The 20,214-nt window shown below is 39.6% G+C and carries 17 protein-coding genes; 7 read left to right on the forward strand and 10 right to left on the reverse strand.

Annotated features, from left to right (window positions below):
• Window positions 1-145: 145 nt before the first annotated feature.
• Together ACZSMY_RS15385 and ACZSMY_RS15390 are read right to left on the reverse strand one after the other, a co-directional pair.
• Window positions 146-595: an OsmC family protein gene (locus tag ACZSMY_RS15385; protein WP_332094102.1), complete on the reverse strand. Its 450-nt coding sequence runs from the start codon at window positions 593-595 to the stop codon at window positions 146-148.
• Between the two features lie 152 nt (window positions 596-747).
• A complete protein-coding gene (locus ACZSMY_RS15390; protein ID WP_042529354.1) occupies window positions 748-1,569 on the reverse strand; it encodes a TerC family protein in 822 nt (273 codons plus the stop codon).
• A gap of 402 nt (window positions 1,570-1,971) precedes the next feature.
• On the opposite strand from ACZSMY_RS15390, the gene ACZSMY_RS15395 reads away from it, so the two are divergent.
• Complete coding sequence (locus ACZSMY_RS15395) at window positions 1,972-3,066, forward strand: AI-2E family transporter (RefSeq protein ID WP_193064731.1); 1,095 nt, start codon at window positions 1,972-1,974, stop codon at window positions 3,064-3,066.
• Between the two features lie 11 nt (window positions 3,067-3,077).
• Window positions 3,078-3,263, forward strand: a complete 186-nt coding sequence (locus ACZSMY_RS15400; RefSeq protein WP_042529350.1) for an SE1832 family protein — start codon at window positions 3,078-3,080, stop codon at window positions 3,261-3,263.
• A 135-nt stretch (window positions 3,264-3,398) separates the two neighbouring features.
• On the opposite strand, the gene ACZSMY_RS15405 is transcribed toward ACZSMY_RS15400, so the two are convergent.
• The 4 genes from ACZSMY_RS15405 to ACZSMY_RS15420 form a co-directional block, all read right to left on the reverse strand.
• Window positions 3,399-4,460, reverse strand: coding sequence for a dipeptide epimerase (locus ACZSMY_RS15405; protein WP_042529348.1), 1,062 nt, complete (start codon window positions 4,458-4,460; stop codon window positions 3,399-3,401).
• A 43-nt stretch (window positions 4,461-4,503) separates the two neighbouring features.
• The gene (locus tag ACZSMY_RS15410) at window positions 4,504-5,661 is read right to left on the reverse strand and encodes a DUF819 family protein (RefSeq protein WP_042529346.1); all 1,158 of its coding nucleotides are present in this window, start codon (window positions 5,659-5,661) and stop codon (window positions 4,504-4,506) included.
• A gap of 179 nt (window positions 5,662-5,840) precedes the next feature.
• Complete coding sequence (locus tag ACZSMY_RS15415; protein ID WP_042529344.1) at window positions 5,841-6,170, reverse strand: DUF3870 domain-containing protein; 330 nt, start codon at window positions 6,168-6,170, stop codon at window positions 5,841-5,843.
• Between the two features lie 397 nt (window positions 6,171-6,567).
• The gene (locus tag ACZSMY_RS15420; protein WP_042529341.1) at window positions 6,568-8,373 is read right to left on the reverse strand and encodes a cation:proton antiporter; all 1,806 of its coding nucleotides are present in this window, start codon (window positions 8,371-8,373) and stop codon (window positions 6,568-6,570) included.
• A gap of 519 nt (window positions 8,374-8,892) precedes the next feature.
• Here ACZSMY_RS15420 and recQ point away from each other — a divergent pair.
• Window positions 8,893-11,055: a DNA helicase RecQ gene (gene recQ, locus ACZSMY_RS15425; RefSeq protein ID WP_465147952.1), complete on the forward strand. Its 2,163-nt coding sequence runs from the start codon at window positions 8,893-8,895 to the stop codon at window positions 11,053-11,055.
• 69 nt (window positions 11,056-11,124) lie between these two features.
• On the opposite strand, the gene ACZSMY_RS15430 is transcribed toward recQ, so the two are convergent.
• Entirely contained in the window at window positions 11,125-12,363 is a 1,239-nt protein-coding gene (locus tag ACZSMY_RS15430; protein WP_193064734.1) for an aminopeptidase, read from the reverse strand.
• Between the two features lie 225 nt (window positions 12,364-12,588).
• Here ACZSMY_RS15430 and ACZSMY_RS15435 point away from each other — a divergent pair, with 225 nt between their 5' ends.
• The 3 genes from ACZSMY_RS15435 (at window position 12,589) to ACZSMY_RS15445 (ending at window position 15,612) form a co-directional block, all read left to right on the forward strand.
• Window positions 12,589-12,909, forward strand: a complete 321-nt coding sequence (locus ACZSMY_RS15435) for a winged helix-turn-helix transcriptional regulator (protein WP_455725676.1) — start codon at window positions 12,589-12,591, stop codon at window positions 12,907-12,909.
• 767 nt (window positions 12,910-13,676) lie between these two features.
• Complete coding sequence (locus tag ACZSMY_RS15440; RefSeq protein WP_042529332.1) at window positions 13,677-14,159, forward strand: PH domain-containing protein; 483 nt, start codon at window positions 13,677-13,679, stop codon at window positions 14,157-14,159.
• On the forward strand, window positions 14,149-15,612 hold the full coding sequence (locus tag ACZSMY_RS15445; protein ID WP_052484870.1) for a PH domain-containing protein: 1,464 nt from the start codon (window positions 14,149-14,151) through the stop codon (window positions 15,610-15,612). Before ACZSMY_RS15440 ends, ACZSMY_RS15445 begins: the two co-directional genes overlap by 11 nt.
• Before the next feature lie 65 nt (window positions 15,613-15,677).
• Here the strand turns inward: ACZSMY_RS15445 and ACZSMY_RS15450 are convergent, their stop codons facing one another.
• The 3 genes from ACZSMY_RS15450 to megL all read right to left on the reverse strand — a co-directional run bounded on the left by ACZSMY_RS15450 (window position 15,678) and on the right by megL (window position 19,027).
• Window positions 15,678-16,193, reverse strand: a complete 516-nt coding sequence (locus ACZSMY_RS15450; protein ID WP_042529327.1) for an acyl-CoA thioesterase — start codon at window positions 16,191-16,193, stop codon at window positions 15,678-15,680.
• A 29-nt stretch (window positions 16,194-16,222) separates the two neighbouring features.
• Complete coding sequence (cls, locus tag ACZSMY_RS15455; RefSeq protein ID WP_042529325.1) at window positions 16,223-17,662, reverse strand: cardiolipin synthase; 1,440 nt, start codon at window positions 17,660-17,662, stop codon at window positions 16,223-16,225.
• Window positions 17,663-17,848: 186 nt separating this feature from the next.
• Window positions 17,849-19,027 carry a methionine gamma-lyase gene (gene megL / locus ACZSMY_RS15460; protein WP_042529323.1) on the reverse strand — a complete coding sequence of 393 codons (1,179 nt, stop codon included), beginning with the start codon at window positions 19,025-19,027 and terminating at the stop codon, window positions 17,849-17,851.
• Between the two features lie 249 nt (window positions 19,028-19,276).
• Here megL and rarD point away from each other — a divergent pair, with 249 nt between their 5' ends.
• Window positions 19,277-20,188 (forward strand): EamA family transporter RarD, encoded by a 912-nt coding sequence (gene rarD / locus ACZSMY_RS15465; RefSeq protein ID WP_042529321.1) that lies wholly within the window; start codon window positions 19,277-19,279, stop codon window positions 20,186-20,188.
• The last annotated feature ends 26 nt before the right edge of the window (window positions 20,189-20,214 follow it).

Genomic DNA, 20,214 nt, shown 5'->3' on the forward strand with positions numbered 1-20,214 from the left:
GTAATCTATTTGTTAGTGTCTCGAAAAAATGTAACATGAAACAAAACTTTACGGAGTCGGGCTTTTATTTCATTTCCCAGTAAAAAGTCATATGATAACAATTTGAGCTGAAGCTCTCCTTGTTTCATATGACCTTGATACATTCTTACTTTTCTATCTGAACGGTTGGTTCCAGTCCTAATTGAACGTTTCCTTTTATTGCTCTTGAAATCATGCATGATTCTTCTGCTTTTTCAATGAGTTTATTAGTTAAGCGTATCTGCTGCTCTGCCGCCTCTTTTTTTAAGGTAACATGGGGACGGTGGATGATTTTTTCGTAAGTGAAAATGCCATTTGTTACGTCTACCATCCCCTCAGAGGTTATGCTCATGGTATTAACAGGAACTTCTGCACGTTCCAGCATGGCTGCCAATGAAATAATATAGCATGTCGCAGCCGCTCCAAGCAGCATTTCATCTGGATTGGTACCAATACCGGGCCCATCCATTTCTGGCGGGATGGAGATTTTCGTTTGTAAATTCCCGGCGTTGATATACCCTTCGCTGTTACGACCGCCTTGCCATTTCCCTTCTAGATGAAAGTGATGCAATGTCATCCGGATCACTCCTTTTTTTCTTTTCTTTCAATTATGACGCACGGGAAGATTTTTTACAAAAAATAGAATTTTAAAATCTGCTGATTAAAAAAGTCGTGCTGTTCCTATTGCAGGGCAGCACGACTTTCCCTCATAGTACGGGATTATCTCATTTATCTGGACTGTTCTTTATTTCTTTTTAATTTCGGACTAGATGCAAACCAGCCGATTAACGCAATTCCTACAAGAATAATATAGAAGGAAGCTTTCCATAATGTAGAGTGCGGGAAGTGCTCTGGAATCACAGCTAAATCCGGATTGGCTAATACAATAACAGCCAGTTTCACTCCTACCCAGCCCACAATCAGAAATGCGGCGATTTCCAATGTTGGCCGTTTATGCAAGAGACCTACAAAAATATTGGCAGCGAATCGCATAATAATCAAGCCAATCATACCGCCGGCAAATACAACAGCAAATTGACCGGTATCCAAGCTTCCAACATGGCCGAAATCTGTTGGAGGCAATGCTACCGCTAAGGCAACAGCTGCTAAAATGGAATCAACAGCAAATGCTAAATCTGCAAACTCCACCTTCACCACAGTCATCCAAAATTCTTTTTTAGATGCTTGTTCAGGCTCCTGATTTCCTGCCGCACCAGCCTTTTTACCATTTTGTGCCGATGCATCGGAAGTCTCCGGCTCCTTCTTCTTAAACCTGTCATATAAATTCTTTCCTGATATAAATAAAAGATAGGCAGCGCCTAACGCTTGTACAATCCAGAAATCGACCAGGAATGAGATAACAAATAAAGACGCAAAACGCATTACAAATGCCCCGGCTAATCCATAAAATAATGCTCTCTTCCTTTGTTTTTCAGGAAGGTGTCTTACCATGATGGCCAGTACAAGCGCATTATCAGCAGCTAATAAGCCTTCTAATGCAACTAATACAAGCAAGACCCATAAATACTCCAGCAATAGTTCAGTTCCCATGATGTATTCTCCTCTTCTACATGTGTTTTGCAGAAAAGGCCATAAAAATAGACCTTTACCTGCAATCGGTAAAGGTCTCGCTAACAACTTTTCTGGTTGCCACATAAAGCCGGAGACGGTTATCTCGTAATGACGACTTTACGTGTACAGCTACTCCCCTTTAGGAAATAAATGTTTACTAAGCTTTTTTAATATGACGTTCCCAGACAGCAAAAATGTTTCCTTCCTGTCCTTTGCCAGCCATTTATTAAGTATACTTTATTAAAACCTTTTTCATGCTCTTTGTCAATATCTTTTACAGTAACTTTATATTTAAATCGACCGCAGATGTTTATAGCTTTCTGAATTCGGTTAATGTAAAATAATATATAGCATAACTTGGAAAGAAAGTAGTGTGATTCAATGACACAGAAACGCTGGTTTCAATTTTTTATCTTTTTTATTTGTTTGTTTACATTAATTTTTCTCATCTCTATAACGCATTTTATCTTTACACCTGTTCTGCAATTAGTCGGTGCTGTAGCTCTTCCGATTATCGGTGCAGGTATTCTTTATTACTTAACCCGGCCATTGATGAATCTGCTGGTAAGATATAAAGTCCCGCGGATTTTATCTATTATTATCGTATTCCTGGTTATCATCGGGGTCGTTACGCTATTCATTGTATTTATCTGGCCGATCGCCCGTGATCAGTTTGAAAATTTAATGGACAGTATTCCTGGAATGGTTAGTACGGTCGAGAGCTGGATTGGGTATTGGCAGGAAAATATTGCTTTAGTTCCTGACCAGGTAATCGATGCCATCAATAATTTTGCCAATGATATTCCCGGACACATTGAAAGTGTATTGAATAATGTCTTTGGCTTTTTAGGAAGCTTCATTGGTCAATTGGTAAGTATCATTGCCGGCATAATTCTGGTTCCATTCTTCCTTTTCTTCATGTTGAAGGATGGAGAGAAGCTTGTACCTTTTATTCTGCAATTTTTCAGCAAGAAAAAAGCAGAAAACTTACATGGACTATTAAGTAAAATCGATAATGTATTGTCCTCGTTTATCCAAGGACAGTTATTAGTAAGTTTTGCAGTAGGTATCCTCTTGTTAATAGGTTACTTGATTATCGGTTTAGAGTATGCCGTCGTACTTGCTCTATTCGGTATGATGATGAATGTCATCCCATTTTTGGGACCTTATATTGCTGTTGTTCCAGCTATCCTGGTTGCAGGGTTCCAGGATCCAATGAATATCATATGGATAGCTATTATTATGTTTGTTGCACAGCAGCTGGAAAGTGTATTTATTTCTCCTAATGTGATGGGGCAGGCGCTTAATCTGCACCCGCTGACTGTTATCACAGTTATCCTCGCGGCAGGAAGTATTGCCGGATTTTTAGGAATTTTATTCGCTATCCCTGTGTATGCAATAATCCGGACAATTGTAATCCACTTTTACCAAACCTTTGTGGACTCCAGAAAAAATAAAGACGATGCATTGATTTAGGAGGGGTTTTCTTGACAACAAAAGCAGAACTGCAACAAAAGCTCGATGAATTAAAGTCTGATTACATCCGTATCCAAGGAGATTTAGACAAGTTAGAGTTCGTCAAAGGACGTGTCTCCTCTGCCGAAGAACAACTGGTCCGTTTAGAAGGAGAGATTGCTGAGGTAAGAAAAGAATTGGAACAGTATAATAACTGATAGAATAACAAAAAAGCTAAAAAGTTTTCTTTTAGCTTTTTTGTTATTTCTTTTTACAATTCACAACGCTTTCAAGAAAAAAATCCTAAAATGAAATTTTATGACAGCCGGGACTTCTTATCGCCTCTTCTCGTTCTACTTATCTACACCAGAAATCCCCTCACCTGTTGATAGGGAAACCTTCTCTCCCTGATATTCAATCACCTCAGGCTTTTCTGTTAACCATAATGGAGCATCTAAATCATAATATATAACATTTGGATGGGCGGCTGCAAAATGAGCTGCTGCTCCGACAGAATAGCTTGATTCCATCATACTGCCAATCATACATGGAACCTGATTGACCATTGCAAGATCAGCAATGATTAATGCGTTATAGATACCGCCAGATTTCATTAATTTTATATTAATTAAATCTGCGTAATGCCCTTGAATAATCTTAAAAGCATCTTGTGGAGAGAATATACTTTCATCCGCCATTATAGGTGTTTTCACATTATCTGTAACAAATTTAAGACCTTCCAAATCATTTGCTTTTACAGGCTGCTCGATAAATTCAATTCCAGCATTTATACGCTCCATTTCTTGAATTAACTGTACTGCTTGTTTAGGTGTCCATCCTTGATTTGCATCTAATCTAAGCAATATTTCAGAAGGAATGACTTCTCTAATAGCCAGGATTCTATCCATATCAAGCTCTGGTTTTGCACCAACTTTAATTTTCAAACTTGTATAGCCTTTTTCCACCCACTTGTCGGCATCTTTCGCCATTTTTTTTGGGTCATCCACGCCTATTGTCATAGATGTCTTAAGTGATTGATAATCTCCTAATAATTGATAAAGCGGGACCCCCATCCATCTGCTGTATACATCATGTAAAGCAATATCAGCAGCTGCTTTAGCACTTGTATTTCCAATACAACTATTTTGAATAGCAACCAGTAACGATTGAAAATGTCGTATATCCTGCTGCAGAATCGCCTGTTTAATTGGTCCTTCTAATGCTGCTTGAATACTTTCTGATGAATCTCCAGTGATTACCCACGTAGGAGCAGCTTCTCCTCTTCCAGCTAATCCATTTTCTAAATAAATAGTCACAGTAATACTCTCTATATATGTTGCAGTTCTCAGCGCTGTCTTAAATGGTGTATGCAGCGGTATTTTCCTGCGAGAAGTTCTTATATCTTCAATAAACAATTTATATTCTCCTTTTAGTGTCAATTTCGTATCCTATCATTCTTTAAAGCATTTCAAGGATTTTCCCAACAAGCATTCCAAAATAGGTGCCTAAAAACGAACCTATCAATGCCATGATGACCCCCACAGGAATCAGAGTCTTACTATATGCTGCTGCAAGCATCGGTGCCGACGCCATACCTCCAATATTAGCTAAACTAGCTATTCCTAATGTAAACAAATCTAACTTAAATAATTTACCTAGCAGGAGCATAATAATTAAATGAACAAGCATAATTAAGAAACCAGAAATAATATAAATAGGTGCTTGAGCAATTTGTGAGAAATCTGAATGGGAAGCAATTAAAGCTATAATGATATACAGCATGACATTCGAAACATCTAAAGCACCTGGAATTTTAGATAAACGAGTTTGACCAAGTACCAGTCCAACAACAGAAGCGATTAAAATAGTCCATGTTGTAGCACTAAATACATCGCCGAGTTCAGGTAAGTTATCTCCGGCTAGTGTTGCTAATGCTGAAACAAACAGACCGATCCCCAGCAAGTAAATAATATGTTTAAATTCAATCCCCTGATTATCTGATGATGCCTCATTTGTTTCATATTCATTGTCAATCATCGTTATATCTGCTTTGGTCCACCGATTAAATGCACCAGCAAATGGGACCAGCCAAAACATAAACATCACCCAAACAGCATAATTAATTGTATCCATCATTAAAATGTATCCAAAGATATTTTCCGGAACTTGTAAAATATCTTGTAAAGCAACCATATTTGCACTGCCGCCAGTCCAGCTACCTGCCAAGGCCCCAAAAGCGCGCCAAGTATCGGCAGCATATAATTGATTAAATATAAGATAAACAACCGTAAAGCCAATAATTATACTTATTACTGCAACAAAATAACCACCTAACATACGAGGGCCTAATTTAATGATGCTTCGAATATCGCATTTTAATAACATCAACATTAACATAGCGGGTAGTAAAGCATCTTTCACTGCTACATAAGATGATTCTGTAGCCTCATTATCAAATAAACCAATAGTCTGTAACAAAGCTGCACCAATATAAATCAAAACAATACCTGGTATAAATTTAAAAAATCGATTTGAGCTAAATTTACTTTCTATCCCTACCATCAAAGCGGCTAGAGCTACTAAGACGGCAATATAAATAAATCCATCCGTAATCATATTATTCCTCCTCACTTTCATTTAAGATTTTTTTATGATTCTAATCCCCTAATGTTTTCTATATAGCCCCTTTCTTCAAAATTTCCATCCTCACAAATACCAATCTATTGAATCATCCATATTTAGCGAAAAAAAATCCAGTCTAACTAAAATAAAATTTTAGTTAGACTGGATTTCAACTAGGTTTCTTTAGTTAAAGCAGCTTTTACTTGAGTATATTTATATTCAGCATCTCGATAGGCTACGAGCAGGGCTTTTTGTGATGAACCGTGATACCTTTTGCGAATGGACTCTTCTATTAAAGAGTTGCCCATTGCCTCACCAATAAACAGAGATTTAACGAAATGATTCGTTAATTGAATGGTAGACGAACATTCGCAATCCACAATTTCATCTGTTTGAAAGTCTACCACTAGCGCTACAAAAAATTGACTATACTTTTTTGTAATTGGATTATTCTGTGAAGCTTTGGCATCGCCGATAATATAGACTGTATTTGAATGATACAACAGATAAGTCTCCTTTAATACAATGCAGGTAATATAAGGAATCCACGAAGGGTAATCGTAGTTACTCATATCATGCAGGCGCTTTCTTATTTTGTTATTATAATATTTTTAAAATTACAGGTCAACTACTTTTTATAATATCTGCATTTTAAATATTTGACTATTATTTCTTTGTTTTAATTAGTTATAGTTATTTACGTGGAGAACAAGTAATATATTTTAAGCAAAAGCTGCCTTTCTGACTGCTCTATCAGAAAGGCAGCTTTTTACTTATAAAGAAATTATAATATCTTATATCTTTTTTGCACTTTACGAGAGTATAAAAATTTAAGCAATAAAGTATAAGCATAACTGCCAAGGCGACCATGCGCTTTTTTAGCTTGGTTTTCTTTAAAATTTATTTTACTTTTCCTTTGGTCAAACTGACAATCTTATCTCCTGATGCGGGTACAGTACGCATTTCCTCAGAGAAAAACTTCAGCTGTCCGGATGGTTTGATTAAGAATAAATATACCGTCTCCGGATCTTTTGCCTGTTTGTAGTGTTCAAATGTGAATTTATCGGTGAGTGTTGTCTGCCGCACAGTAAACCCATTTTCCGCTTTATCGATTAGATCCTCCAAAGAGAATTTTTTATCAAATAAAATACGGCCGCCAACCTGTGAAACCATACCAGTTGAGTATCCATTATCCTTGAATGTTGTGTACGGACTCACTTTAAACACATTAGTTCTTCCATATTCCGGAAGAAACGTTGTACAGAGGAGCGAGTTATACGATTTATCATGCGTCAGTGTTAATAAATACTCGTATGGAATCGTATCGAGATGATGCTCTGTCTGCTCGGACAACATGCTCCCATGATAAAATTGCAGGCCTTCTTTTCTTGCCAGAGAAAGATTTTCCCACGAAGAATCTACAATGATAGACGGATAATTTGCTTCTTTTAATGATTTAGCCAATTGAATCGTAAATGGATTGCTTCCGACAATAAGCGCTCCCGGATTCCCTTTATTCGACAGATTCAGCTTTTTAGAAAGCCAGCCGATAGAAAATCCATGCGCAATAACCGTAAAGATAACCAGCGCAAAGGTTAATGCCGTCAGAATAGATGCATCCTCATAGCCTGCTTCTGTTAACACTCCGGCAAAATAACCAGAAACCGTTAGTGCAACAATTCCCCGCGGTGCAATCCAGCCAATCAGCACTTTTTCATTAAGGCTAAGCCCAGTTCCAATAGTTGACAAGAAAATAGATAAGGGACGGACAGCAAACATCATCAATAATACGTAGCCAATAATATGAGGGTTAAAAATTTGCATAATCGTTGCCACATCCAGCGAGGCTGTCAGCATAATAAAAATGGTTGAAATCAGCAGTACCGAAATATTTTCTTTGAAATGACGCATATCCGATACAGAGCGAATCCCCATATTTGCCAAGGTAATTCCCATCGCAGTGACAGATAAAAGTCCCGTCTCATGCATAATGACATCCGCAATGGTAAAACAGAATAAGACAACAACGACAACTGTCGGAGATTTTAGGAATTCAGGCACATGCCCCATTTCGAACATCCAGCCAAGTCCGCGTCCTAATATCCAGCCTAAGAAAACGGCAAATAGAGAGCCTGCGAAGAATAATAAAATCTGACTAGCTTCGGGATTAGATGCGGTGATAAACGTAATAATTTCAAAAGCAAAAACCGCAAGCAACGCTCCAATTGGATCAACAATAATCCCTTCCCACTTTAAAACCTTCGCCGGACGTGCTTTCAGCTTCGCCTGACGTAAAAGAGGCATAATAACGGTCGGACCAGTCACAACAAACAAACCGCCAATCACAAAGGCAACTGCCCAGGATAATCCGGCAATATAATGAGCGGTCAGCGACCCTAAAATCCAGGCAATAAATGCTCCTACCGTAGATATCCGGAAGATTGGTTTTCCAATTCCGCGTAATTCTTTAAAGCTTAAATTTAAGCTTCCTTCAAATAATATAATTGCTACAGCAACAGAGATAAGCGGACTGTACAAGTCCCCAAAATCCTGTTCTGGGTTAATTAATCCGAAAACAGGGCCAATGATTAGTCCTGTAGCAGCCATCACAACGATAGCCGGCATACGAAAGCGCCATGCGACCCATTGGGAAGCGACACCTAATAAGCCAATCAACATTAATTCAAACAGCAAAGAAGGTACCATATATCCTCCTCCTTTTCAAAAAGATATAGCATATTTTAAAGATGAAACAGGGAAATGTAAATTCATATGAAGTTGTCCATCGAAAAATTAACATTTCCTTACGTCATATTTGCTTTTTGACAGCATTTCCAGCTGTTATTTGCCCTTTTTCCTTACTTTACTTTCGGGCTAAAACGTTCTAGGATAGAAAGTAGAATAATGATGTAATTATCTAACATATACAAACTCGAAATAATAAACTCAAGCTATTCTTTCCTATATCAGCAATTCATGCTACAGCGGTTTTAATGGGGCGAGTAATCGTAGCAACGGTTTTAATAGACCGAGTAATCGCAGGTCTCAATGTTGTCAGGTTAATGCGGCCGCTGTGGAAAAACACTACGCTAGATAGGTTTTATTACTATCTAAATAATATTTAAGAAAATTCATTAACCTGACAACAATGGTAATCCCAGCCCCAGCGGTTTAATGGGATGAATATTCGCATCCTCAACCAACCTCAATAAGGGAGATTTATCTATGGAAAAGTATTTAAATATTTTACAGAATTACTTTGGTTACTCCAGTTTTCGGCCTGGACAAGCTGAAGTTATTGATACAATTGATCAAGGTGAAAATGTCCTTGCTGTGATGCCGACCGGTGGCGGAAAATCACTCTGTTATCAAGTACCCGGGCTTGCGATGAACGGAACAGCAATTATCATTTCACCGCTTATTTCACTGATGAAGGACCAAGTTGACGGACTGCATGCCCTCGGGGCAGCAGCAACTTATATTAACAGCTCCATTTCTGCAGGTGAGCAGTATCAGCGTTTAATGGCGATGCAGCAAAATCGCTATCAATTTGTTTATGTTGCTCCAGAGCGTTTTGAATCAGGGGCTTTTATTCAAGCCTTGCAGCAGACTAATATATCTCTGATTGCCTTTGATGAGGCGCACTGTATATCCCAGTGGGGTCATGATTTCCGTCCAAGCTACCGCTCTATCGTTCCTATTCTCCAGGAGATTGGCGGCAATCCAACGGTTATGGGGCTTACCGCGACAGCGACCCCTGAAGTAATTGAAGACATACAGGCTCTTTTACATATCGCTCCTGCAAATACAGTGCATACTGGCTTTGAAAGAAAAAATCTTTCCTTCTTTATCGAAAAAGGGGTAAATAAAATAGATTATATTCTTTCCTATCTGAAAAAACATCAGGGAGAAGTCGGTATTATTTATGCAGCAACACGAAAACAGGTCGAACATGTCTATGATGTCCTAAAAGGGAAAGGTTATGCTGTATCCAAGTACCACGGCGGATTGTCCGAGCAGGAACGGCAGGCTGCGCAAACGGCCTTTATCTTTGACCAGACAGAGTTGATGGTTGCTACGACTGCATTTGGAATGGGGATTGATAAATCAAATGTCCGCTTTATTATTCATTATGCCATTCCGATGAATATGGAATCGTATTATCAGGAAGCAGGAAGAGCAGGACGCGACGGCGAGCCGAGCAACTGTGTCCTGCTTTTCTCTCCTCAAGATATCCATACTCAAAAATTTTTGATTGAGAAATCCGATTTGGATGAAGAAGGAACACAGCGGGAATATCAAAAATTGAATAAAATGGTGAACTACTGTCGTACACAAAACTGCTTATACAGTTATATTTTAAACTATTTCGAGATGGGGTCGGCCGCATCTTCTGTATCTTGCGGACGCTGCAGCAATTGCCTGAAGCAAGGAGAGTTAGAGGATATTACCGAAGAAGCGCAAATGATTTTATCCTGCGTGAAGCGCATGCGTGAACGCTTTGGCGCTTCCATGACAGCGAAAGTTTTAAAAGGTTCAAAGGATAAAAAGCTGATTCAGTTTGGCTTATCGAAATTATCTACTTACGGCATCTTATCCAAATATACGGAGAAGGAAATTACAGAAAGAATCCACTTCTTAATCGCTGAAGAATGCTTATCCGCAGAGGAAGGGCAGTTTCCTGTTTTAAAACTAAACCGGAAGTCCATGGACATCCTGACCGGAAAAGAGAATGTTACCATGTTTATCCAGGATGTCCCTGCTGTCAGTGAAACAGATTACAGTGATGATCTCTTTGAGTCACTGCGCCAGTTAAGAAGATCGATGTCTCAGGAGCTGGATTTGCCACCTTATGTGCTGTTTTCAGATATGACATTAAAAGAAATGGCCCGCTATCTTCCAGAAGGTAAGGATGAATTCTTACGGTTAAAAGGAGTAGGACAAAAGAAATATGACCTCTATGGAGAAGCCTTCCTGGAAGCTGTTGCCGAATGGAAAGAAAAAAACCCGGATTACAAAGCCCCTACTGCCATTCATTATCAAAAGGCTGCGAAAGCAAAGGATGCGGATGACCGGCCGTCCTATCAAATATCATATGAGCTCCTGCAAAAAGGAAAAACGATTCGAGAAATTGCTTCCATCCGGGATTTAAAAGAGCTGACCATCGAATCACATATTTTTCAGGCTTTCCAAAAGGGATATACGCTGAATTGGAATCTATTCTTTAATACCGAGGAAGAAGGCAAAATTTTATCCAAGCACGAAGAAATTGATCCAATTGGATTGAAGGAGCTGAAAGAGGCTCTGCCGGAAGATTACACCTATCGCAAAATCAAAGCAGTTCTAGTAAAGAATGATAAGTTTATGGCGAAAGAAAAAAGCTCTTAAGCCATTAAAAAAGGCAGCAAGATATTTTAAAAAATCTTGCTGCCTTTTTTTGATTACTATTTTGTTTAATTACTTCATATCCAGCGCCCAAGTCCCGTTACGGAAAACCGGCTCTGATTTCCCATCTGCAGTAATTCCGTCAATGTCCATTTTATCTGATCCAATCATAAAATCGACATGGACCAGACTGTCGTTCACGCCATGCTTGTCTAACTCCTCTAAGTCCATTGCAGCTCCGCCTTCGAGATTCGTTGGGTAAGCTTTCCCTAACGCAATATGACAGGATGCATTCTCATCAAATAACGTGTTATAGAAAATAAGCCCGGATTGCGATACTGGAGATTCGTCCGGAACCAGCGCAATTTCCCCCAAACGGCGGGCTCCTTCATCCGAATCCAGTAAATGCTTCAAGACCTCTTCTCCCTGCTCTGCTTGAAAATCAACTACTTTTCCATCCTTAAAGGTTAAGGAGAAGTTATCAATTAAGCTTCCGCCATAGTTTAATGGTTTTGTGCTGGATACGGTACCATTAACCCCATATTTATGCGGTACGGAGAAAACCTCTTCTGTCGGCATATTCGGGTTAAAGGTGACTCCCGTCTCTGCTACGGCCGATCCGCCTTTCCAGATATGCCCCTCCGGCAGCTCCATTTCTAGGTCTGTACCAGGTGCTTGAAAAATTAATTTTTGATAGCTTTTCTTATTTAACACTTCTCTGGCGGTTCTTAATGTTTCATTATGCTTGTCCCATGCTGCAACAGGATCGTCCTGGTCAACACGGACAATTTTTAAGATAGCCTCCCAAAGGCTGGCAACCGCATCCTCTGCTGATTTATCAGGGAAGATTTTCTTTGCCCAATCCTTTGAAGGGATAGAAATAATCGTCCATGGAATCCGGTCATTCATTGTATATTTACGGAAGTTCACCATTGCTTCAGCGGCAGCTTTAGTTGCTTTGGCAACACGGGATGGATCAATATCCTTTAATAAATCCGGATTGGTGGAGCGAATATTTACAACGGCAGCGCCGTCTTCTGCAAATGTATCATGCAATTTCACTTTCCATTCCGGATAATTCGTAATTACTTCATCCGGGGCATTCTCGTATTTTAACAAGGTAAGCTCATCATCCACCCAGTTAATATGGACATCCTTTGCTCCCATTTCATATGCTTTACGGGCAACAATCCGTGTAAATTCTGCTCCTTCAATCGGGGCATTGATCATGACAGCTTGTCCTTTTTGTAAATTAACCCCTTTTTTCAATGTTAATTCTGCATATTTTTCTTGTACCTGTGCCTGAACCATTTATGCGTCCCTCCATATTTACAAATTTATTTTTCTTTCTTATCATACCCTATTATTTCATATCCCTTTGAATATTTCTAAAGAAAACATGGAATTCGTTATCCCCCATTCCGGCTTTCATTTACTACCTCTCCTATTTATGATACCCTATCATTAGATTACTTTTCGTAACTAATGTATATATCACGCATTTTAGATACAAGATTGTTTTATGGGGGTGGAAAAATGAATCAATTATGTCCACGTTTTGAAAAAGCAATGGTCTTATTAAGTACACGCTGGGTCGGTCTTATTTTATTTGAACTATTAAAAGGGGCAAAACGTTTTTCAGAGATGGAAGCAGATCTCCCAATCAGCGGGCGTTTACTATCGGATCGTTTGAAATTACTGGAAAAAGAAGGGATTGTCGAGCGGAATATCTATTCGGAATTTCCAGTTCGTATTGAATACACCTTATCAGAGAAAGGAAAAGCACTGGAGCCTGTTATTAAAGATATTCAGCGCTGGGCGGAAGAATATGTCTCAGCAGATAACGAAGTGAAGTAAACCTTTCTCTTATATCTAGAAATCTTTTATTTTATAAGAAATACAAGAACACCGCTTTGTCTTTAAATCACTAGTGTTCTTGCCAAAGAGATGTCCGCTCCGGAAAGTCGCTTTCCGCGGGCAACGGATCAGCCTCCTCGGAAGAAAACCACTTCCTGCGGGGTCTTCACCTGTTGCCTTTCCCGCAGGAGTCGACTTCCCTCCGCTCCCATCTTTGAAGAAATATGCTTCATTTGCTTTCTTTCAAAGAAATAACGCAAATTCTAGCGACGGGTTTGATGGGGCGAGTAATCGCAGCAACGGTTTTAATAGACCAAGTAATCGCAGGTCTCAATGTTAACAGGTTAATGAATTTTATACAGATAGTAATAAAACCTATCTAGCGGAGGAAAAACACGTAGACTCCTATGGGAAAGCGCAGGGTGAAGACCCCGCAGAAAAAAGCGTACTTCTTTTTTTCGAGGAGGCTGAGCGCAAGCCCATGGAAAGCGTAGTGTTTTTCCGCAGCGGTCGCATTAACCTGACAACATTGAAGATTACTCCCTCCATGAAACCCGTTGGAGCGGCTATTTATATAAACATTCTTTTTCTTTTAAAAAATCCAAATGTATGATGAATCTCTGTCCTATACTTCCTAAAGTAATCTCTATGGATAGACGGCGGTTCACTGATATATTTGGATTTTCTTAAGCTATTCTTAAATTTTTTTCTAAACCTCCCCATCTGTTGTATGATAGAAGCAGTCAAAAAACAAGGAGTGGAAATGCATGCGGGAACAGCCTAATGTAAAAATTGCTACAGATGCTATCAAAGCATGGCAGCTTACAGCACATATATATGCACTCATCTTTTTATTGATAACCATTGGAGCAATTGTTGTGTATATTATTTTCGATTTTCTGCCGCTCTGGATTGTTTTCATCATTGCCGGTCTTACCGTGGCGGAATGGATCATCACCGCTTTGATTATTCCAAAATTAAGATGGCGCAGATGGCGTTATCAGGTCTACGATCAGGAGATTTACATACAACATGGGATTCTTATAGTAACGCGGACAATTGTACCAATGATTCGTGTCCAGCATGTCGATACACAGCAAGGGCCCGTCTTGAAAAAATATAAGCTGGCCACCCTGGAAATATCAACGGCAGCGACAACACATCAGATACCTGCTTTATTAGAAGAGGAAGCATATGATTTACGCGATCAAATTTCTGAATTAGCAAGGGTGGAGCAAGATGATGTCTAATCCGAAACGACTGCACCCCGCTGCAGTAATATTTAATATTATTCAATCATTGAAACAATCTATCATTGGGCTTTTACCTATTGCTATTGTCATTATCAGAAACAGTAATACCTTTTATCTGATAATCGGTTTGCTTGTAATCATCGGATTAATTATTTTATTCAGCTTTTTATCATGGCTTCGTTTCACCTATCAATTAGAGGAAGACCAGTTACGTATCGAACGCGGAATTCTCATTCGTAAAAAACGCACGATTTCCAAGCATCGGATTCAGTCTATTGATTTATCACAGAATGTTATTCACCGCATCTTCGGGTTAACCAAAGTAGCCATTGAAACTGCAGGGAATGACTCCTCTACAGATGCCGCGCTGTCTGCGGTCCGTATGGAGGACGGGCGCATGCTGCATGATGAATTAAAATACAAGAAACACGTACCGGAAACCGGGGAGCTGGAAACCGAGGTATCAGATAACGAACAGCAGGAGCAGGATGAAGCTCACCTCCCTAAACGGACAATAACAATTCAAGCCCTGTTGATTACCGGCTCCACCTCAGCAAGCTTCGGAATTTTAATCGGGCTCTTCGGGGTTGCCTTTTCTCAGGTTGAAACTTTGATTCCAGACCAATTTTACGATGATGCGACACGCTGGCTTCTGTCTCTCGGCATGCAAATTATCATTATTTTAGCGATTATCGTTCTCATCTTTCTATGGTTATTAAGTATTCTATATACGGTGATTAAAGATTGGAATTTTACCATTACCCGTTATGAAAAAGAACTATTTATTACCAGAGGGTTATTAGAGAAAAAACAAACAACCATTCCATTAAAAAGAATACAGGCAGTGGGGATGAAGGAATCCCCTATTCATCAACTATTTGGCTTTGCCAGACCTTATGTTGAAATTGCAAGCGGAGAGATAAATAGCAGTCAGGAAGTAAATACGATTATTTTCCCGCTGCTCCGCAAGAAAGAATTTGCAGCTTTTCTAAGTGAATTTTTACCGGAGTATAGCTATCGTACGGAGAATCTGATTCATCCGCCGAAAAAAGCCTTACCTTATTATCTATGGCGGTCCATCAATCTTCCGTTATTAGCTGTTATCATTACAGGTATTTTCTTCGTATCCTATATCTGGATACCTGCAATTATTATGCTGGTCCTCGGGATAATGGGGTTTGCTGTATTCAAATCCATCGGCTATGCGATTGATGAACAGCAGATAACGATTCAGACACGAACAATCAGCAAGGATACTGCGATTATTCCGCATCGAAGGATCCAGGCCTTGCAGCAGAAACAGCATCTGCTTCACCGAAAGCAGTCCCTTGCAACGCTGGACATGGCTATTTTAAATAAAGGCGCAGGACGCCATTTTGTCATTAAAGAGCTGCGAACAGCGGATAGTTATTCAATTGCTGACTGGTATTCTTATCGGGAAAAAGTGTAATACAATATATAAAAAGCCGGTTAAAATCATATGTTGTGATTTTAACCGGCTTTTTACGATCTATCTTATTTTTCTGTTCCATAGACGGTTCCAAAGGTTTCTGCAAGCTGCTTAGATTGCTTTCTCCGCTCCGCACGGCGGTTGGCACGCAGCGGTGCACTTTCATGAAGCATCTTTTCATCGTCGGTTTCCGGATAAACGGATGGCACTTTAATCGGTTTGCCCGCTTCATCAATCGCTACAAACGTCATAAACGCTGTTGTACATGCTGTTCTTTCCCCGGTCCGGATATCTTCGGTGATTGCCCGGATAAATACCTCCATGGAGGTGTGATGTGTCCAGGTCACAAATGCTTCAATCGAAATATATTGGCCAACTTTTACAGGCGCTAAGAAATCTACAGAATCCGTAGAAGCTGTTACCACCGGGCTATTTGCATGCTTTACTGCTGCAATCGCACCGATATCATCAAGATGCGCCATTAATTTTCCGCCAAATAACGTATCATATTGATTCGTATCCGGCGGAAGGATATGTGTTGTTTTTAAAGCTAATGATGCGGAACAAGGTTTTGCTTTCATTTATATTGCCTCCTGCTGTCTAGTTTGTCTTATAAAACTGGTGATATTAAACGCGAGACGGATTCCTTAAAACGAATTCCGATAGAACGTTTGTCATATAACTTTTTCGTCATTTGTGTAGAATGCGCCAAATCTTTGTCGAAATCGACCATCAGCCGACGCACAACTTCAATATCATATAAAAATGCATTGACCTCAAAATTGAGCCGAAAGCTTCTTACATCAATATTTGCCGTACCGACAGAAGCTATTCTTCCATCGACAATAATGGTTTTAGCATGCAGAAATCCATTCTGGTAAATAAAAATCTCTGCACCGGCGCCAAGCAGATCCCCGCAATAATACATGGTTGCCCAATAAACAAAGGGATGGTCCGGTTTATTGGGAATCATAATTTTGACATCTACTCCGGATAGCACGGCAATACGCAGTGCATCACGCAAGCTTTCATCTGGTATAAAATAAGGTGTCTGAATATAGATATACTCTTCTGCTTCCATGATCATCTTAATATATCCGTTTTTGATTTGCTCATACTCCGAATCGGGTCCGCTGGAGACAATCTGCATCCCTATATTCCCTCCAGAGATAGTTTGAAAATGCTCTTCTTCGTAAGGAATTTTCTGCTTCGAGGCCTGATTCCAATCCAATACAAAGCGTGTCTGCATACTTTGCACTGCATCACCTATCACCCGCAAATGAGTATCACGCCAATAACCAAATTTGCTTTTCATTCCCAGGTATTCATCTCCAACATTAAAACCGCCAATGTATCCGATTTCTCCATCAATAATCGTGAGCTTGCGATGATTCCGGTAATTGATTTTAAAATTAATAATAAATTTCGATGGGAAAAATGCTTCTACCAGAACGCCCGCTTCTTTTAATTTTTTTATGTAGCTTTTCTTAAGTGACCTGGAGCCCATATCATCATACAAAAGCCGGACGCATACCCCCTCTTTTGCTTTTCTTATTAATGCATTCGCAAGCCTGCTCCCTAGCCCGTCACTCCGCATAATATAATATTGTACATGAATATGATGCTTTGCCCGATTGATATCTTCTAAAAGAGCCTCAAATTTTTCATGCCCATCTGTAAAAATATCTACGCCATTATTATCTGTATAAACAGCATTGTCATTACGGAGATGAAGATAGACTAAATCCTGATGTTTTTTTAAATCGTCATGATTTAACAGGAAAGCGTCATCCTCAATGGCATTGATTTGTTTTTGTACAGCCTTCTTCACATCCATCCGGCTCCGCTGATCCCATTTGAATATCCGGCGATTGCTGATGGGCCGTCCAAAAATTAAATAAAGAATAAATCCTAAAATAGGGATGAACAGCAATACCATTACCCATGCCCAGGAAGAGGTCGGATCCTTCCTTTCCAGAAAAATAATGGATATAGCTAACGCAATATTTATAACAAAAATTAATCCAATTATGATTGAGTAAACGCCCATATATCCTGCTCCCATCACTTCTTTTCCAATAAAAAAGGGAATTCTGCTCTTATCATAGCACAAAACGAAACTTCATTCAGCGTGAAAGGGTTAATGAAGTTTCGTTTTACCCATAGCTTGCGTATCTGCTATTTCTTCTATATAAAACGTTCTTTTTCCGGCAAATAACTGAATCCCCTATTTTAATTATGTCAGCGCCTGCTCCAAGTCCTCCCAAATATCCTGCCATGCCTCTATTCCGACAGATAACCGAATCAGAGCGTCTGTTATTCCCATTTTCCGGCGTTGTTCATCAGGAATCACAGCATGTGTCATGGTTGCCGGATGCTGAATCAATGTTTCTGTATCTCCAAGACTGACAGCGATGTTTATAAATTGAAGTTTATTCAGAAAAGTCTGCGCTTCTTTCTTTCCGCCGTCTATCTCAAAAGATAAGGTGCCTCCGCCAGATTTCATTTGTTTTTTCATAATTGAATAGCCTTCCGCATCCGGATCACCCGGATAAAATACATGCTTAATCTTTGGATGCTGCTTTAGTTTTTCTGTAATTTGCAGGGCATTATCCGAATGTTTATCCATTCGGAGCGGCAATGTCTTCATTCCGCGAACAACCAGCCAGGCATCAAACGGCGAAAGCACACCGCCAATATCCTTTTGCGTCGTTGCTGCGATTTGCTCCATTAATTCGTTATTTCCTGCGGCGATGCCCGCAATCACATCACCATGACCGCTTAAATATTTTGTCGCGCTATGCACTACCACATCTGCCCCCAATTCCAACGGACGCTGCAGGTACGGTGTAGAAAATGTATTATCCACCACAACTAAAATATTATGCCGCTTAGCAATATCAATCACTAATTTCAAATCAATTACTTCCATTGTCGGGTTAATCGGCGTCTCAATATAAAATACCTTTGTTTCTGGCCTGATTTTTCCCTCTATACTTTCCGCATCTGTCATAGCTATATAATCTGTCTGGATATTATATTTTTTATCCATCATCGACAACAGTCCAAAGGTACAGCCGTATAGTCCGGACGAGCAAATAATATGGTCATTTGCTTTGGTGAGTGCAATCAAAACGGCAGATATGGCAGCCATCCCCGAGGCAAATGCCAGTCCTTTTTCAGCCTTTTCCAATGCGGCCAGCTTTTGTTCCAGTATTTGCACGGTCGGATTACTGACACGCGTATAGACATGTCCTTCTTCCTCTCCGGCAAAACGTGCCTCCCCCTGCTCCGCTGTGTCAAAGGTAAATGTAGATGTTTGAAAAATGGGCGGTGTTAAACTGCCAAGCAGCTCTTTGGAATCGTACCCTTCGTGAATCATTGCTGTTTCCATATGTTTAAACTTTTTGCTCATTTATATTCTCCCCGATCCTGATAAAGGTAATAATTCAGATAAGTCTCTCTCTTTATGATAAAGTATTCCTGTGCTGTTGGAAATGTTTCCGGCTCAAAAAAATATCTAATATTTCGTACAAAGAAAACAAAGCTCCCGCTCCATGAAGCTTCGTTTTACGGAATACATTATTTAAAAGTTATTGCTTCCTGCCTCATAAAGTTTTAATATTGGTTTTAGTTTAATTTTTTCAGAAGGCAGGAATGGATAATGGAGGATAAATCTTTACAACAGGGAGCGGTTATTACCTTTGCTGCTTATTTATTATGGGGAATCTTTCCAATCTATTGGAAGTTTCTTGAACATGTTCCAGCTGGCGAAGTACTAGCCCACCGGATTGTCTGGAGCTTAATTTTCATGATTTTTTTAGTACTGGTGACAGGTAATTGGCGTGAACTGATTGAAACGGTCCACGAGCTGAAAAAAGATAAAAAGAAAACCATCGCTATCATTACAGCTTCCATCGTTATATCTATTAACTGGTTTCTATTTATTTTTTCGGTTCAGCATGGACATGTGCTGCAGGCCAGCTTAGGGTACTATATCAATCCTTTGATCAGCATTTTATTAGCGGTATTTGTATTGAAAGAAAAGACAACGAAAGGACAGGTCTTATCGTTCATCCTTGCCGGTATCGGCGTACTTTATTTAACACTGAGCTATGGTGTGTTCCCTTGGATTTCGCTGTTATTGGCCATCACCTTTGGCTTTTATGGATTGATTAAAAAAACACTCCATCTGCATGCAATGTATGGACTTACTATTGAAACACTTGTAGTGGCTCCGATTGCTCTATTGTATTTACTATTTGTTCCGTCAGAAGGATCTTTTACTTTTTCTCCTTTGTTTACATCGGACAATCTTTTACTTATAGGCGCGGGGGGTGTTACAGCAATACCTTTACTGCTGTTTGCTGCAGGGGCCAAACGGATTCCATTGGCAATGGTTGGCTTTTTACAATATGTGGCACCGACAATTATGTTCTTTCTGGGGGTATTTCTATATAATGAAACCTTTACGGTACATCATATGATTACCTTTGCTTTGATTTGGGCTGCACTTATTATCTATATGGCCAGTATTTACCGGGATGCACCGCGGAGAAAAAGAAGAAAGGCATAGTTTTCAGCCAGTAACGGCCCGGTTCG

The sequence above is a fragment of the Oceanobacillus sp. B139/18 genome, assembly GCF_055524595.1.

Bases quoted from the DNA above. Each gene is read 5' to 3' on its own strand.
- ACZSMY_RS15395 (WP_193064731.1), top strand. From the start codon at position 1,972: ATGACACAGAAACGCTGGTTTCAATTTTTTATCTTTTTTATTTGTTTG.
- megL (WP_042529323.1), bottom strand. From the start codon at position 19,027: ATGAGCAAAAAGTTTAAACATATGGAAACAGCAATGATTCACGAAGGG.
- ACZSMY_RS15435 (WP_455725676.1), top strand. From the start codon at position 12,589: ATGAATCAATTATGTCCACGTTTTGAAAAAGCAATGGTCTTATTAAGT.
- cls (WP_042529325.1), bottom strand. From the start codon at position 17,662: ATGGGCGTTTACTCAATCATAATTGGATTAATTTTTGTTATAAATATT.
- ACZSMY_RS15410 (WP_042529346.1), bottom strand. From the start codon at position 5,661: ATGATTACGGATGGATTTATTTATATTGCCGTCTTAGTAGCTCTAGCC.
- recQ (WP_465147952.1), top strand. From the start codon at position 8,893: ATGGAAAAGTATTTAAATATTTTACAGAATTACTTTGGTTACTCCAGT.
- ACZSMY_RS15445 (WP_052484870.1), top strand. From the start codon at position 14,149: ATGATGTCTAATCCGAAACGACTGCACCCCGCTGCAGTAATATTTAAT.
- ACZSMY_RS15440 (WP_042529332.1), top strand. From the start codon at position 13,677: ATGCGGGAACAGCCTAATGTAAAAATTGCTACAGATGCTATCAAAGCA.
- ACZSMY_RS15385 (WP_332094102.1), bottom strand. From the start codon at position 595: ATGACATTGCATCACTTTCATCTAGAAGGGAAATGGCAAGGCGGTCGT.
- ACZSMY_RS15430 (WP_193064734.1), bottom strand. From the start codon at position 12,363: ATGGTTCAGGCACAGGTACAAGAAAAATATGCAGAATTAACATTGAAA.
- ACZSMY_RS15420 (WP_042529341.1), bottom strand. From the start codon at position 8,373: ATGGTACCTTCTTTGCTGTTTGAATTAATGTTGATTGGCTTATTAGGT.
- rarD (WP_042529321.1), top strand. From the start codon at position 19,277: ATGGAGGATAAATCTTTACAACAGGGAGCGGTTATTACCTTTGCTGCT.
- ACZSMY_RS15450 (WP_042529327.1), bottom strand. From the start codon at position 16,193: ATGAAAGCAAAACCTTGTTCCGCATCATTAGCTTTAAAAACAACACAT.
- ACZSMY_RS15390 (WP_042529354.1), bottom strand. From the start codon at position 1,569: ATGGGAACTGAACTATTGCTGGAGTATTTATGGGTCTTGCTTGTATTA.